The organism is Asaia bogorensis (assembly GCF_900465345.1).
Lineage (GTDB): Bacteria > Pseudomonadota > Alphaproteobacteria > Acetobacterales > Acetobacteraceae > Asaia > Asaia bogorensis_A.
This window is the reverse complement of the sequence record NZ_UEGO01000001.1, coordinates 84,209-99,080: the sequence shown is the minus strand read 5'-3', so window position 1 is coordinate 99,080 and position 14,872 is coordinate 84,209. Positions and strand designations below refer to the sequence as shown.

Annotated in this window: 14 protein-coding genes; 5 read left to right on the top strand and 9 right to left on the bottom strand. The window is 60.7% G+C overall.

Going from position 1 to position 14,872, the window contains the following annotated elements:
* Nucleotide 1: 1 nt before the first annotated feature.
* Nucleotides 2-1,801: an ATP-binding protein gene (locus tag ED655_RS00490; RefSeq protein WP_255493461.1), complete on the top strand. Its 1,800-nt coding sequence runs from the start codon at nucleotides 2-4 to the stop codon at nucleotides 1,799-1,801.
* A gap of 11 nt (nucleotides 1,802-1,812) precedes the next feature.
* Here the strand turns inward: ED655_RS00490 and ED655_RS00485 are convergent, their stop codons facing one another.
* From ED655_RS00485 to mlaD, 7 genes are all read right to left on the bottom strand, one after another.
* Nucleotides 1,813-2,166 (bottom strand): UrcA family protein, encoded by a 354-nt coding sequence (locus tag ED655_RS00485; RefSeq protein WP_122048581.1) that lies wholly within the window; start codon nucleotides 2,164-2,166, stop codon nucleotides 1,813-1,815.
* 438 nt (nucleotides 2,167-2,604) lie between these two features.
* Nucleotides 2,605-3,105 carry a disulfide bond formation protein B gene (locus tag ED655_RS00480; RefSeq protein WP_062165564.1) on the bottom strand — a complete coding sequence of 167 codons (501 nt, stop codon included), beginning with the start codon at nucleotides 3,103-3,105 and terminating at the stop codon, nucleotides 2,605-2,607.
* Nucleotides 3,102-4,445, bottom strand: coding sequence for an alpha,alpha-trehalose-phosphate synthase (UDP-forming) (locus ED655_RS00475; protein ID WP_122048580.1), 1,344 nt, complete (start codon nucleotides 4,443-4,445; stop codon nucleotides 3,102-3,104). The genes ED655_RS00480 and ED655_RS00475 overlap by 4 nt, the downstream gene beginning before the upstream one ends.
* Entirely contained in the window at nucleotides 4,445-5,188 is a 744-nt protein-coding gene (gene otsB / locus ED655_RS00470) for a trehalose-phosphatase (protein ID WP_122048579.1), read from the bottom strand. The genes ED655_RS00475 and otsB overlap by 1 nt, the downstream gene beginning before the upstream one ends.
* Before the next feature lie 193 nt (nucleotides 5,189-5,381).
* Nucleotides 5,382-6,284, bottom strand: coding sequence for a DUF2155 domain-containing protein (locus ED655_RS00465; protein WP_162993326.1), 903 nt, complete (start codon nucleotides 6,282-6,284; stop codon nucleotides 5,382-5,384).
* A 10-nt stretch (nucleotides 6,285-6,294) separates the two neighbouring features.
* Nucleotides 6,295-6,501 (bottom strand): hypothetical protein, encoded by a 207-nt coding sequence (locus ED655_RS00460; RefSeq protein WP_062165560.1) that lies wholly within the window; start codon nucleotides 6,499-6,501, stop codon nucleotides 6,295-6,297.
* The gene (gene mlaD / locus ED655_RS00455; protein WP_023978262.1) at nucleotides 6,498-6,998 is read right to left on the bottom strand and encodes an outer membrane lipid asymmetry maintenance protein MlaD; all 501 of its coding nucleotides are present in this window, start codon (nucleotides 6,996-6,998) and stop codon (nucleotides 6,498-6,500) included. The genes ED655_RS00460 and mlaD overlap by 4 nt, the downstream gene beginning before the upstream one ends.
* Before the next feature lie 218 nt (nucleotides 6,999-7,216).
* On the opposite strand from mlaD, the gene ED655_RS00450 reads away from it, so the two are divergent.
* The 4 genes from ED655_RS00450 to ED655_RS00430 all read left to right on the top strand — a co-directional run bounded on the left by ED655_RS00450 (nucleotide 7,217) and on the right by ED655_RS00430 (nucleotide 11,063).
* On the top strand, nucleotides 7,217-8,767 hold the full coding sequence (locus ED655_RS00450) for a TSCPD domain-containing protein (protein WP_122048577.1): 1,551 nt from the start codon (nucleotides 7,217-7,219) through the stop codon (nucleotides 8,765-8,767).
* A 38-nt stretch (nucleotides 8,768-8,805) separates the two neighbouring features.
* The gene (locus ED655_RS00445) at nucleotides 8,806-9,282 is read left to right on the top strand and encodes a RidA family protein (RefSeq protein ID WP_122048576.1); all 477 of its coding nucleotides are present in this window, start codon (nucleotides 8,806-8,808) and stop codon (nucleotides 9,280-9,282) included.
* Nucleotides 9,283-9,466: 184 nt separating this feature from the next.
* Entirely contained in the window at nucleotides 9,467-10,636 is a 1,170-nt protein-coding gene (locus tag ED655_RS00435) for a GNAT family N-acetyltransferase (protein WP_122048677.1), read from the top strand.
* Between the two features lie 190 nt (nucleotides 10,637-10,826).
* Nucleotides 10,827-11,063, top strand: coding sequence for a hypothetical protein (locus tag ED655_RS00430; RefSeq protein ID WP_122048574.1), 237 nt, complete (start codon nucleotides 10,827-10,829; stop codon nucleotides 11,061-11,063).
* 116 nt (nucleotides 11,064-11,179) lie between these two features.
* Here ED655_RS00430 and ED655_RS00425 read toward each other — a convergent pair whose 3' ends face one another.
* The gene (locus ED655_RS00425; protein ID WP_122048573.1) at nucleotides 11,180-13,219 is read right to left on the bottom strand and encodes a M1 family metallopeptidase; all 2,040 of its coding nucleotides are present in this window, start codon (nucleotides 13,217-13,219) and stop codon (nucleotides 11,180-11,182) included.
* 216 nt (nucleotides 13,220-13,435) lie between these two features.
* Nucleotides 13,436-14,668 (bottom strand): glycosyltransferase family 32 protein, encoded by a 1,233-nt coding sequence (locus ED655_RS00420; protein ID WP_240993425.1) that lies wholly within the window; start codon nucleotides 14,666-14,668, stop codon nucleotides 13,436-13,438.
* Nucleotides 14,669-14,872: the final 204 nt, after the last annotated feature.

Below are 14,872 nucleotides of genomic sequence, written 5' to 3'. Positions count from 1 at the left end.
AATGCCGCAGCGTGAATCATTCGGCAGGCGGTCGCGGCGCGGTGCGCCGGGCGGTATGTCACAGGCCTTCAAACGCCTGCGTCGGCGCTCGTTTCGCCATGGTGACACGCTGGCGCTGGAGGCCGGACGCGAGAGCCGCCGGACGACACGTCGCTTCCGTCTGCCGCGTTTCGCCTCGCCGCTCATGCGGCGCATCTTCCTGCTCAACACGCTGCCTCTGGCCATTCTGGCCGTCACGCTGCTCTTCCTGAACGACTTCCAGAACAGCCTGCTTGAAACCGATGTGAATGCCCTGCGCGAGCAGGCCCATATCTACGCGGCGGCCATGGGGCAGATTGCCGTGGTGCGCGACCCGGCCCGTCATCCCTTTCCCGGTGCCGAATTCATGCTCGACGGGGCGCAGGCGCGGCCCTTGTTGCTTCGGCTGACGGAACCCAGCCCCAATGTGCGCGCGCGCCTTGTCGGGCCGGATGGTACGCTGGTGGCCGATAGCCTGAACGAAGCCGCCCTTGTGCGCCGCGACCGCAAGGGGCAGTCGGGGGCGGGCGAGCCCGCGCCGCCGCCACGCTGGCAGCCGCCACGCAATAACGGCATCGAAATTGCCTATGAATGGCTGCTTTCCCTGCTGCCGCTCTCCTCCCGCGAGGGGATTGTCATGCTGGAAACGCAGGACGCGCCGCCGCCTTTGCGCTCGGCAGGCGAATATCGGGGTGCCGAAGCCGCGCCCTATATCCGGCGCACCCCCGAGCATGAGCTGGTGATCACGGTGGCAGAGCCGGTCATCCATGACGGTCAGACCGTGGGGATCATCCAGCTTACACGCCAGGCCCAGGAGGTCGATCGTTCGCTGTTTGCCGTCCGGTCCTCCATACTCTCGCTGTTTCTGGCGGCAATGGCCGTGACGGTCCTGCTGTCATGGTATCTCTCGATCACCATCGCCCGCCCGCTGCTGCGTCTTGCGGTGGCGTCGCATGACATGCGCGATGTGGCCGGGCGCGCTGACAGCGTGCCGGAATCCCTGCTGGTACGCCGTGACGAAATTGGCGTGCTTGCGCGAGCCCTGCGTGGCAGCGTGCTTGCCCTATGGGCCCGCATGGACGCGATCGAGCGCTTTGCGGCCGATGTAAGCCATGAAATCAAGAACCCGCTTTCATCCATCCGCTCGGCCATCGAGACGTTGCCGCGTATCGAGAACCGTGAACGGCAGACGCGCCTGCTGGCGATCATCAACAACGATGTCCGCCGTCTGGACCGGCTGATTACCGACATTGCGGATGCGAGCCGTATCGACGCCGAGCTGTCACGAACACGCTCTGAACCCGTGGCGGTCGGTATGCTGCTCTCCATCCTGACGGAGATGCATCAGACAACGCGCAAGCCCGAAGACGCGATCATCATTCTTGATGACTCACACGACGATGCCAATCATCCGCTGCGTGTACTGGCTGTCGAGGACCGTCTTGTTCAGGTCCTGCGCAATCTTATTGGCAATGCCATTTCATTCTCTCCCCCGCGCGGGCACATAACGCTCTTCATGCGCCCCGAGGACAGACAGATCCGTATAACGGTGAGTGATGAGGGGCCGGGTATTCCGCCTCTCAAACTCGAGGATATTTTTGACCGATTCTATTCGGAGCGACCCCAGACCGAGAATTTCGGCCAGCATTCAGGCCTGGGGCTGGCGATCAGCCGCCAGATTATCGAGGCCCTTCACGGGACGCTCCATGCCGAGAACCGTTATGACGAAACGGGTCGGATCATAGGCGCCCGTTTCGTCATCCTGTTGCCACGCGCGCTGTAGCGCCTTTTCGCTCACGAACGGGCCAGACGCGTCTGGCCGGCCAGGGTGCGGCGGGCATAGATGTTGCGCATCTGCTGTACGCCGTTTTCATAGGCGGCCTGCGTGCATTCCTCGATATCGGCTTCGCGGCGATCGCTGGCGCCTACCGTGCGTTCACAGATATCGGCCGCCTTGACACGAATGGTATCGGCAACGCGATTCCAGTCGCGGTCAGATTTGAGGTTGGTGTTGGAAACATCAATCTGAGCCGTCTGGTTTGCTGCGGCCTGGACGTTCTCGACCACAATGTCTTTCGCCAGGGCAGGCTGGGCAGCAAGAGCGACGAGGCTGGCAGCGGCGATGAAGGACTTGGTGAATGCGAACATGATTGAAATCCCTATGTGCCTCAGGCCCTTTGCCTGATGGTCTGATTTCTTTCATGCAAGCACCGTGCCAAACTCGATTTACGGGCGTTATTCCGGAGTTTTTTTGTTGTTATGGCGATTTGTGTGCGACAAATCGCCTCTGAATGGTGTCATGAATTATAATATGGTGAAAAACACCCAATATTTTTGCGATCGCAATTGGGAGATAATACTCTCACCCGCCTAAGATGAAAATTTGCAGAACAGTGAACATGGACGGCGAGGTGCCAAATGCTTCAGCTCCGATGATCAGGGCGGGGATCGTAGGTGCAGGACCCGTTGCGGATAGAGGTTGACGCTCTTCCTGCGCGGCCTCGGCACCGGACAATCCCCTGAGCCCTGCCAGCCTCTATCCGTTTCGACAGGGATTGGGTGTCTCAGGCAGAAACAGCGACCGGTTCAGCGTGCCGCGTGCCAGCGCCGGGCCTGAAGCACGACGCTATAGCTGACAAGGATGAACAGCAGCGCGGCGGCAATACCGCCAAGGACCGTCATCGAAACAGGCAGATGAAAGAGATAGGTCGGGTCATCGCAGGGTTTGGCGGGGCGAAGAGGCATACTGGCCATACGCTCGCGAAAGCTGGCACCTGCGTGAAATACGGGTGCGTGACAGGCAGGAAGCGGGCTTTCCCACCATTTCTGCTCAACACCATTATGGAGCCCGGCCAGCATGACGGCTGCAGCGAGGGCTGGCAGACTCAGGACCGTGGCCCAGAACCCGACCATACCCGGGATGAGCAGGGCCAGAACGCCAAGAAAGGCGACGATGCGCCACGGCGCCCGTTCGATAAGGCAAAGCTCGCATGGGGCATAGCCGAGCACGTGCTCGGCCCACCAGGCGACGCCAATTGCGGCCATACCGGCGAAAAACAGTAATCCACCGGTCAGTCGAGCAATCATTCCTGTCTTTCGGTCTCTCTGAGCATTTCAAGAAAACGATCGGCCCAGTTTGCTGCGGTATTCTGGGTGACATCGTAATGCAGAGCCTGCCAGCGTCTTTGTCGCTCTTCAAGACTCATTGTGATCCCGGCATGGATCGCATCGGCAATGCCCTCGTGATCATACGGGTTCACCATGAGGGCCTGCTCCATTTCGGGCGCAGCGCCGGCGAGCGAGGACAGGATGAGGGCACCCGGGTTATCGGCGCTCTGCGCGGCGACGAATTCCTTGGCCACAAGATTCATGCCATCGCGCAACGGGGTGACCAGTGCTACATCGGCAATGCGGTGGAAACCGGCCAGAACCTCGCGCGGGACAGACTGGGTAAGGTAGCGAATGGGTGACCAGTCGAAATTACCATGCATGGCATTGATATGCCCTGCCATCTCATCAAGCTCGCGACGCAGCGCACGATAGCTGGCAACACCGGCGCGTGAGACGGGTGTGATCTGCAGGAGAACCGTCTCACCCTTATGCTCGGGGTAGCGGTTGAGAAAAGTCTCGTAGCCGTGGATGCGCTCCGGGATCCCCTTGGAGTAGTCGAGGCGATCCACACCAAGAATGAGCTTGCGGCCACGAAGGGACGCATGAAGGCGCTGAACCTCCTCGGCCATGACATTCTGTTCGGCCTGCTCGCTGAATTCGACCGGGTCGATGCCAATCGGGAAATGAACGGCGCGGTTGGGCAGATTATTGGCTTCGAAGCACCCGTTCATGTTGCGGGCGTCTTCCTCGGTCTGCACACCGATAAGGTCATAGGCAGCCATCTCACGCAGCATTTCCTCGGCGCAGGGAAGCACACGTGTCACGCTCCAGGGCGGGAATGGAATATGCAGGAAAAAGCCGATCTTGGCCTTTACGCCACGCCGACGCAGCTTCGCGCCCAGCGGGAAGAGATGGTAGTCATGCACCCAGACCATATCGTCATCACGCAGAAGCGGGACGAGCTGATCGGCAAAGAGGGCATTGACCTCGCGATAGACCTGATAATCGATCCGTTTGTAGTCGATGATCCCGATACGATAGTGGCAGAGCGGCCAAAGCAGTCCGTTGGAGAATTTCTCGTAGAAATGCTCGTACTCGCTGCGCGTCAGATCGATCGTGGCATAGGTGCAGCTCTCATGGGTGTCGAGCTTGGGTGTCTGCTCGCGGGACTGCGTGGTGTGGCGGCCTGACCAGCCAAACCAGAGGCTCTCTGTGCCACGCACGGCATCGCGTACGCCCACAGCCAGACCGCCTGCGGGCTGGCTGCGCTCACGCGGGGCAGGGACACGGTTGGAAACAACGACGAGGCGACCCATCAGGCAGTCTCCACATAACGGGCAAGCCATGCCCTGAATTCATGGGCGGTCGGGAAGTCATCAGGAATGAGATAACCGAACCCGCCAAGGGCCTTGGCGGCCCGAACGCCGTCCATGTCAGTCACGTCGTCACCGACAAAAACCGGCACGCGTCCGGCGAAAGGAGGCTGCGCCATCAGAGCCTCGACGGCATTGCCCTTGTGAATACCGGCAAGGCGGATTTCCCAGGCCATCTTGGACGGATGGATTTCAAAATCATCCTGACCCGCCAGCCATGCGATGATTTCCTGCTCGAAAAGGCTGCCAGCGTCGGGATTGCCGCGATAATGCAGCACGAGCCCCGCCTTCTTGCGTTCGAGCGCCGTATTGGGGAAACGCCCTGTCAGGGCTTCGGCGCGGCTTTGCCATTCCGGGGGCAGGGGCGTTGTGACAACAGGTTCTTCCTGTCCATCGAGGCTGCGGCGCAGGGTAAGCCCATGCTCGCCTGCAACAGCGGTCGGGATACCGGGCAGAAAATGGTCGATCTGTTCGATCGGACGCCCGGTAACGATGGCAAGCGCACCGCCGCAACGGTCTCTGAGGCGCAGCAGCGTCTCGATCAGGCCGGGCTCGACCTGAACAGAAGCCGGTGTGGGGGCAATATCGACCAAAGTCCCGTCGAAATCGAGCAGAAAGGCTGCGTGATCCGCAGAGGGTGCGATTGGGCCAGATGACGGAGTCGCCGTGGGAGAGGGGGTTGTCATGTGTTTGATAACTTCCTCATTGATACGCGGTTGCACCGAAATACAGGCACAGCTGCGTTATCAGCCCCAAATCTGATCAGAATATGGTCGTCATGTCATTTTGTTGCTTTGCGCCCGATCCGCGACACTGGATCGGTCCTGTCGGACGGCGTGGCGACTGGGCGCCACGCTGTCAATGGGCAGGCCTGCGATGTTACTGTCCGTAGGGCTGGGGGGGCGGAAGGGGCTGACCACTGCCATTCGATGGCGCGCTGTTTGATACCGGCCCGCCTGAAAGGGGCGCCAGTTGCATGGGACCACCCTGATCGGCGCCGGACGAAGGAGACTGGGGGGGACGAGGGAGCGATTGTCCCTGGCTCGTCTCGTTGCGGGTGGGCTGATTGTAAGCCCCTCCCATAGGGTGTGAGCTGTTTGCAGGGTCACCGAGCGGCGTGAGGCGGGTCGGCCCGGCCGAAGCGCCACTGGCCGGGTTGCCACCATTTGCCGGAAGTGTGCCGGAGCGCACAGGCAACGTGGCAGAACCCTGCGACGGATCGTTCAGATCGCCCGGCTGGCTCTGCGCGCTATCAGGCGTATTCGCGCCCAGAACAGGCACGACCGGCTGCGGCAGGGGGGCGAGTGTGGGGTCGGCCTTTGGGCCGGAGCATGCAACGACCGAAATGCCGTAGAGCGCGCTCTTATAGGTGCCGAGTGAAGGTTCCTGCGCCAGAATCCAGCCCGTGTAATGGGCACCGGGGTCCGTGTCGTCACTGGTGGTGATGAGGGCTGCCGCATTGCTCGGCAGGGTTTCGGGACGTTCGACGCAGCGCGTGACGCCAAGATGCAGGCTGCGATATTGCGCCTGCCCGCCAACCGGAATGGTCATTGTCTCGATATGGGAGTCGGTCCGGTTGAGAACGCGGATCACGGCCTCACCGCGACCTTGCCACAGACCAGCCGGATACATCACCGGAGGCGCCACGGCTTCCGCCGCCAGAGCGGGCATGGAAGAGGCGGTCATCAGGGCAATGACAGCCAGAGGCGCGAGGCCGGACAAACGCAGGACGCGCTTGTGGCCCTGTGTCTGGAAAAGAGCGTGTATCCCGGTGCGTTTCATAGGGCGCATTTCATGGATTGAGTTCTTCCAGCGCGTCGATCATGCCAGCCAGATGGCGGCGCATGACATCGGGGGCAACGCCCATCAGCAAGGCATCTTCGAAAACGTCCTGCAGCGTCTGGCGCAGCTCGGTGTCGTTTTCACGCAGGACCTTGAGTTTCTCCACGCAGGCAATGGGGGTGCCGTTGCGGTCGGTCCAGGGCGTCGCCTCGCTCATGGGGTGGCGGCCTTGCGGCTCTTGTCGAGCGAGTCCGTCACCGAGAAAATGAACTTGCTCAGAAGCTGTTCAAGGCTGATGGCCCCCTGGGTCTGCCCTACGACGGAGCCGGGTGTCAGGTTCTTTTCATCGCCGCCGGGGGAGAGAGCAATATACTTCCCCCCAAGCAGGCTGTCAGACGTCACGATGGCGGCGCTGTCGGTTGGCAGATTGATGCCATTGCGTACCGTGAAGCTGACCTGCGCACGATAGCTTTTCGGATCGACCTGCTCGGAGGTGACGTGGCCCACTGTAATGCCGGCCAGACGGACATCCGACCCGACCGAAAGACCATCGATCTGGTTGAAAACGGCCTTGAGCATATAGCCGTCGCTGCCACCCTGATGACGGCCCAGAACGGCAAGGGCAAGCAGGGCTGCCAGGATCGCAAGAACCACGAAGCCGGTCGTCAGTTCGAGAAGATCGCGACGGGGGCGCACGCCAGACAGTGAACTCATGAGATTTGGCAACTCGCAGGCTTGGACCCTGGAAAGGGTGCGCTGTTGAAAGACAACCCTGCCAGTCCTACAGGCTTCGCTCGCAAGCGTCTATCACCCTGCCCTGGCGGGGGGCGGGAATGTTATCCACCATATCCCCATTTTGCGGACCATTATCCCCTGTGGGCGGTGCCGAAACACCCTTTTCCCGGCCCGAGTCGATGCCTAGATTCAAGGGTATGACAACGCTTCTCCATTGGAACGGGGTGCGTATGCGCACAACGCATGTCGCTGCCGATCCGGACGATCTCGCCCTGCGCGCCGTAACCCTTCCTGCAAGCTGGGAAGACGAAGCGGCGATAGCGCTTTTGCAGCTTTCGGCATCGACTGGCGCCCTGCGCCTTTCGAGCGAGGCCGCACGCTGGCTCGACCGGCTGACCAGCCTGCCTGCCCTGCCGGGTGAGTCTGTGGGCAGCGCCGGTCTTGGTGCTGCGTTGGCAGCCGCGTTGCTGGAACGACAGATGGCGCCGATGGCACCGCTTTGGCAGGGGCAGGTCGATCGTCGCAGCGGGTTCGTGGTCAATCTGGCGGCTTTTGTTCAGGAGGGTGATTTCAACGGCGAGGCCTTTGTCACGCTCATTCGCCTGGCCTGTAGCGCCCTGCGCCGCCTCCATGCGGTCAATGGCCCCATGCTCAACGGTGAATTGCCGCTTTTCGACGGTCCTGCCACCGCAACACCCGAGCAGGAGGCTCAGGGTGGCCCCGCAGGGACGCTGCTGCTGACCAATCTGGATAGCTGTCTCGCCCTTATGGGGCTCGATTATGACAGTGAGACCGGGCGTGATGCCGCCTGCTATCTGTGCTGGCTTGCCACCTCCCTTGCGCGTCAGGGTGCAGGGCCGGTGCCGCTGCCTCCTGTCTCCTGCCCGATCCCGGGACTCGAAGTCACAGGGCGCCAGATACGCGACGAGATGGAGGATACGCTGCCCGATCTGCCCAACAGGGTGCTGATCGAGACCGGTTTTTCCCAGCCCGGCCCTGTCGATGCCCTGCTGGGCGTTGAAGCGTGTGGTCTGGCTCCCATCTTCTCGCCGTTGCGTGCCGATGGGACGCTGCGTGCAAGTGCCCTGTCACGGCTGGCTCATCGCGGGTTGACGCTGGAAGGTGCATTCGCCCGTGCGGTTCTGGGCGAAAACCCCCTGCCCCAGCCCGGACCCGATGCCCATCTGTTGATGCATCGCGCCCTGACCGGGTTTGTCGATCGTATGCCGGCGCGCCCTGACCCGGCGTCGCCCCTGCCTTTGCGTGCGCGTCTGGAGCGCGGTGTGCGTCGCCCCCTGCCGGCCCGTCATGGCGGGTTCACGCAGCGCAGCGCGATTGGCGGGCATCGGCTCTATCTGCGGACGGGTGAATATGAGGATGGCTCGCTGGGCGAGATCTCGCTTACGCCCGGTCGTGAGAGTGCGATGGTGCGTGGCCTTCTTGAAAGCGTCGGACAGGCCGTGACCATCGGCCTTCAGCACGGTGCCCCGCTGGCGGCGTATGTCGAGCAGTTTGCCCATACGCGCTTCGGGCCTGCCGGTACGGTCGAGGGCGATCCTGTGGCGGCTTATGCCTCATCGCTGCTTGATTATGCCTTCAGGGCGTTGTCAGATAGTTATCTGGGCAAGCGTCTGCCCGACAGCGCACCAGAAGATCCTCACGTGATCGAGGAGGATCCGATGTTGCCGCTCGATATTCCGGGTGATCTTCCGCCGCGTGAGCGTGGCAGGCTGCGACTGGTCAGCTGAGGGAGATCCCCTCAGCCCCTCTGCAAGGAGACAAGCCGATGTCACAGACCCCTGACGAAACCCCGACCGCACGTCTGACCGCTCTTGGGCTTGAACTGCCCAAGGCCGCAGCCCCGGTAGCAACCTATGTGCCTGTGGCACGCACGGGCTCGCTTCTGGTCGTTTCCGGGCAACTGCCGCTTTCAGGTGGTACGCTCAAGGCCACGGGCAAGCTGGGTGAGGATGTTGCGGCCGAGCTGGGGCGTGAATGTGCTGAGCTCTGCTTTCTCAACATTCTCGCACAGGTACAGGCCGAACTGGGCGATCTGGCCCGCGTGAAGCGTATTGTGCGTCTTGGCGGGTTCATTGCCTGCACGCCTGATTTCACGCAGCACGCCACCGTCATGAATGGCGCCTCCGATCTGGCGGTTGCTGTGTTCGGTGACGCCGGACGTCATGCCCGTTCCACCATTGGCGTACCCTCCCTGCCGCTGGATGCGCCGGTCGAGGTTGAGGCGCTGATCGAAATCGCCTGATCACCCCCTCAAAAAGCCCTGCGGGCGTGGCAAGCCTGTTGCCGCGCCTGACAGCGCTTTTCCGGACTGCCTTGCGTTCGTCCGGTACTTCTGACGAGCGCGCAGGAAGCGCAAAGCCACGTTTTGCAGCCTGACGATGCCGGGCAAGGTTGTTTTGTCTCCAGGCCCGGACCACATGCTGCCCATGACAGACTGGTCCCTGACGCTTCATGCGTCCATTGCCGAAATTGATGCCGCTCTCTGGGATCGCTGTGCCGGGGACGATAACCCCTTTCTGTCCCACGGTTTCTTCCTGACGCTTGAGGAAAGTGGCTCTGTCGGGGCCAGAACAGGGTGGCTGCCGCGTTATGCGGCGCTCAGGAACGGCGAGGCGCTGGTTGCCGTAGCCCCCCTGTTTCTCAAGGGTCATTCCTACGGAGAATATGTTTTCGACCAGAGCTGGGCGCGCGCCTATGAGCAGGCGGGAGGGGATTATTATCCCAAGCTTCAGATCGCCGTCCCGTTTTCTCCCGTCAGCGGGCCGCGCCTGCTCATCGACCCGGTCCAACTGACCCATGATCACCTGACGGAAGGGACAGTACGCGGGGTTTTTGGCGATGCGCTGCGTCAGGCCTGTCAGGAGCTGGGTCTGTCCTCCATTCACATGACATTCTGCACCGGTCAGGAGCAGGAGGCTCTGGCCTCACATGGCTGGATGGAGCGGCTGGGCCTGCAATATCACTGGCATAACAATGGTTATCAGGATTTCGAGCAGTTTCTCGAAGCCCTGGCCTCGCGCAAACGCAAGGCGATCCGTCGTGAGCGGCGTGATGCACAGGGATGCGGGCTGGAATTTCGCACCTTGCGCGGGCCGGAAATCACCGGCCGCGACTGGGACCGGTTCTATGGATTCTATCAGGCGACCATCGACCGCAAATGGGGACAGGCCTATCTGACCCGCGCTTTCTTCTCGGGTCTGTCAGAGCGTCTGGGTGAGAAAATCGTGCTGATGCAGGCCCTGCATGAGGGCGAGCCCGTGGCAGCCGCGTTGAATCTGGCAGGGCGCGATACGCTCTATGGGCGCAACTGGGGATGCGAGGGCGAGTGGCCCTTCCTGCATTTCGAGCTGTGTTATTACCGCGCCATTGATTTCGCCATAACGCATGGCCTGTCTCGTGTCGAGGCAGGGGCGCAGGGTGAGCACAAGATCCAGCGTGGCTACCTGCCGAGCCTGACCTATTCGTCCCACTTTATCCGAGATCCGGCTCTGGCGCGGGCTGTGCGGCCCTATCTGGCCGAGGAGAGACGGGCCATTCTCGAAGAGAAAGACGCACTTGCCGCTCTTTCGCCCTATCGTCATGAAAATAGTTGTTGAGAACGACTCTCACTATCATATAGGCTGACCCTGTTTCCGGGGTAATGCGGTTTTTCCCATGCCCCTCCGGCGGATTGAAATCCCGGGAGAGAACCCCCGCGACGACAATCCTTCGGCCGTTTTTTCCATGCGCCTTTGTCTGGCTGGGGAAATGCTCCGGTCGGGGGCGCAGTCGCAAGGGTCAGACTGAATGATCAGATATCTTTCGACCGGCGCTGCCGATCTTGCCCGTTTGCTGGCGCAGAGCCATGGCAGCCGGGGCCACGGCCCACAGGGTGCCGCACCCCACGGCCATATGGCCCAATCCTCACTCGTCTGGGCCGAGGCTCAGATGTTTTTTGGCTTCGACAGTGCTGAGCGCATTGAGGCATCGGCCTCGGGCAGCTCGACCCATTGGAGCGAGCGCACGGAAGGCCTCGCCATCTGAACGCGTTATTCCGGCAGGTACCGAAACGATCGGCCCTGCCAGAATGATGAATTCCCGTCCCTGACTTTCGCATTGGCCTGCCGAAAATCGGCAGGCTGTATTCAGGGATAGGGATTTCAGGGGTGAGCGGGTTCCTGCGGGGCGGTTGTCGTTGCCTGGGGTGACAGGCTCAGGCCGCTGCGATCGGGAATGGGCAGACCCTGATCAGGGTCGAGCGCGATCGTCTTGATTGCACCGTGATCGGGAAAGCTGAGGCTCAGTCGGTCATGAAGCGCCCAAGCCTCTGTCGGGATGAGACGCTCCTGATGTGACCCATCCTGCCAGGTTACACGCAGTAGCACAGGCAGAAGAAGCTTGCCCTCATTGCGCACGCCAATGGCGATGCTGCCGGGCTGCCCTTCCTTAGCGGGCTGTGTGGTCACGCCATCCAGACGGTATTGCGGCCACCAGTTCTCGAAATACCAGCCGCGCCAGAACCAAGTCAGATCCTCTCCCGCTGCGCTGGACATGAAGCGGAAGAAATCCGACGGCGTGGGGTGTTTGAAGGCCCAGGCCCGGATATAGGCCCTGAACGCATCATCGAAGCGCTCTGGCCCGAGGATTTTTTCCCGAAGCAGCATCAGCCCGTAGGCGCCTTTGAAATAGGTCACCTTGTGGCGGTATTTCTCCGGCACGAGCTCAGACGGCATCATCAGGGTTGGCGCATCGGTGGCGGTGAGCACCGAAACGATGTCCTTCGCCGGGTCACCTGTTTCCGGGGCGAATTCCGGGTCTTTCTTGGGCGCGTATTCACCGTGGTTGAAATGCTGTGAGGCATAGGCGTCGATGAAGGTATTGAACCCCTCATCCATGAAGGCATGGCGGCGCTCATTGCTGCCGACGATCATGGGGAACCAGCCGTGGCCCAGCTCATGCGTGGTGATCCAGAACAGTACATCGTTCCTGTCCTGCCAGCCATCGAACACGATGCCCGGATATTCCATTCCCGCCCCATGGCCGCCAAGATTGACGGCGTTGGGCCAGGGGTAGGGATACCATTGCGACGAGAAATACTCGATCGCGTGTTTGACATATTCCGTCGAGCGGTCCCATGCCTGCGGGCCTGCGCCTTCGCGTGGATAGACAGACATGGCCAGACGCGGCTGCGGTTTCTGGCCTTTGGCTGCGGGCAGGGCAGGCAGGTCGAGCCTGGCGGCGTCCCAGATGAAAACAGGCGAGGCCGCAAAGGCCACGTCGCGCGTGTTTTCCATATGAAAGCGCCAGGTTTTCTCGCCCGAGCGGGCGAGGTGGCTGGCAGGGTCGAGCACATCCTGCGCCGTGCGGATGAGAACGCGCTTTTCGCTTTTGGCGGCTTCAGCCAGACGCGCCCGCTCCGTCGGGGTCAGCACGTCCTGCGGGTTGGTGAGGGCGCCTGAGCCGATAACCGTAAAATTCCAAGGCACGGTCACGGCATAGTCTATGGTGCCGTATTCCAGATAGAATTCCTGCCCCAGATAAGGGAGCGTGTCCCAGCCGCGCAGATCGTCATAAACGCTCATGCGCGGATACCATTGGGCAATCTCGTAAATCTTCCCGTCCTTTACCGGGGTGACGGCAGTGCGACCGCCCCACAGGCCGGGAATGGTATGATGCCACGTGACATGTAGCCTGAGCTGCTTTCCGCCCGCGGCGAGAGGGGCAGGCAGGGTGATCTGCATGCGTGTGTCTGAGATACGGAAGGAGACCGGCTTTTCATGGCCGTTTTCTTCAATCGCAACATGCTCGATCACGAAGCCATCGGAGCTGGCGGGATGCCAGTCGGGATAGGCTACCCATGAGCGGGAGTCCTTGCGATACATGTTCTGGTCAAGTTGCAGCCACAAAACGTCAAGGGCATCGGGGCTGTTATTCGTATAGGTAATGGTTTCTGCGCCGCTCAGGGTCTGGCTGGCCGTATCGATGCGTGAATCGATGCGATAATCGGCGCGGTTCTGCCAGTAGCCGGGACCAGGATGACCGGAGCCGGTGCGGTTCCACAAACCCGGAGCATCGGGAAGGACCAGCGTATCGAAGACAGGTCGCATGGAGAGGGGCATGGACTGGCTTGGCGCAGGTCGCGCCGCCAGCGCGGTGCCCAGACAGGACGCCACACCAATAAGAGGGATAAGCAAGCGCATTGGAAAGAGACCTTGTCGACTGGGGATACCTGTTCCTCCAATCGTTTCACTTCCGATCTCATTAGACAAGACGGTTTTATCTGGCCTCGTGCAGCCAGTAATGCCGGATGGATTTCCGGCGCATCAGACGCAGAAAGGGCGCTTTCTCAAACTATATGTCAGTACCAGAGGTGGGTACCGCCATACAGCCAGTGAAAGCGCCCCTCAGGAGTCAGATCAGACTGCCTGCCAGTGCGGGGTGTGGTGCTTGTAGGGGGTGTCGAATTCCTCGATCAGGCGGCTGAACACATGGTGGTCATGCACGCTGGTCGGTGCCAGAGGCGCGAGACCCGATACGTCGCGATGGATCAGACGGTTCAGCGCACGGTTGAACACGCCCGGACCGGTCTTGTAGGCGATGAACAGGCCAGGATGGAGATAGCAGTTGCGGTAGATGTTCAGCAGGGCCTCGTTCAGCAGCGGGCTCTGGGCCACGGCGCCGAAGAAATCGTTATGGACAACGTTGTTATGTGTCAGGAACAGGACGTTCTGCTCGTGGCGGTCCAGCATGAATTGCAGGGCCTGCTCGTCACGGATGCGGATGTCGGCATCGAGCCACCAGCCGCCGAGTGCCTGAATGACATGGACGCGCAGGATATCGGCTGCTTCCGCCGGATGACGCGCACCGAGGAAAAGCGAACGGGCCTCGACACCATAGACGTCATAGAGCCACTGTTCGGCCTCTGGCTTGTCGAAAATCTTGACGTCGAGCCCGGAAATCTGGCGATGGAACTCGAAATTGCGCTGGATCTCCTCGGGTGGGTTCTTGTCCCAGTAGAGGAAAAGCTTGTTCGGGATGACGCGATGATCGGCGCATCCTTTGGTAAAGGGGAAGTTCGCCTGAAGCGCGAAGCCCAGATACAGGGAGTCGATTTCCTCACCTGTATGAAATTCCTCAAAGGCATTGGCTGTCAGACGCATGGCCCCTGTGGGGTCGCCTTCGCGCCAGGCCTTGTAGACACTCTCGATGAAATTGGCATGGGGAATGCACAGGGCGCGCAGTTCGGCCACTTCATGGGCGGGCAGATCGCTACCCGATTTCAGCAGGCAGAGCAGTCGCGCCTGAAGCAACGACTGGGCCAGAGGATATTCACCATGGCTTTTGGAATGCATGTCGAACGCCACACGATAGAAGCGCGACGCCTCCTGCACGCGGAAGCTCGTATGCAGGATATTGGCCAGGGTGAAGGCATGCATGACGGTCTTGCAGCCATTCTGGTGATAGAAACCGATGGCCTGCCCGTCATGAGCGAAGTCCTCGTCGGTAAGCGAGTCCAGCCCCGTGAGCGTGTCTGGCACAGCTGCCGCGTGATTTTCGGCGTTGACTGCGGGAGTATCGTCGGACCTGAGTTCATCCCATGCGTCGATATCGGCCGATGCAGGGTCTGATCCCGGATTCTTGCTGTCCATTGCCCTTCAATTCCCGCTTCTGTGACAAATTCTTAAGTGACCTATCTCACATCTGTATCCAGATGTCCATTCACAGATTACGATAGTAAAGAAATATAGTATCATTTTATTTCTACATATATAATATTCATATTGAAAAATGGCGTTGAAATATTTGGAAATGAAACACTCTCATACTTTATCGACCTGTCCGGATGACGATGA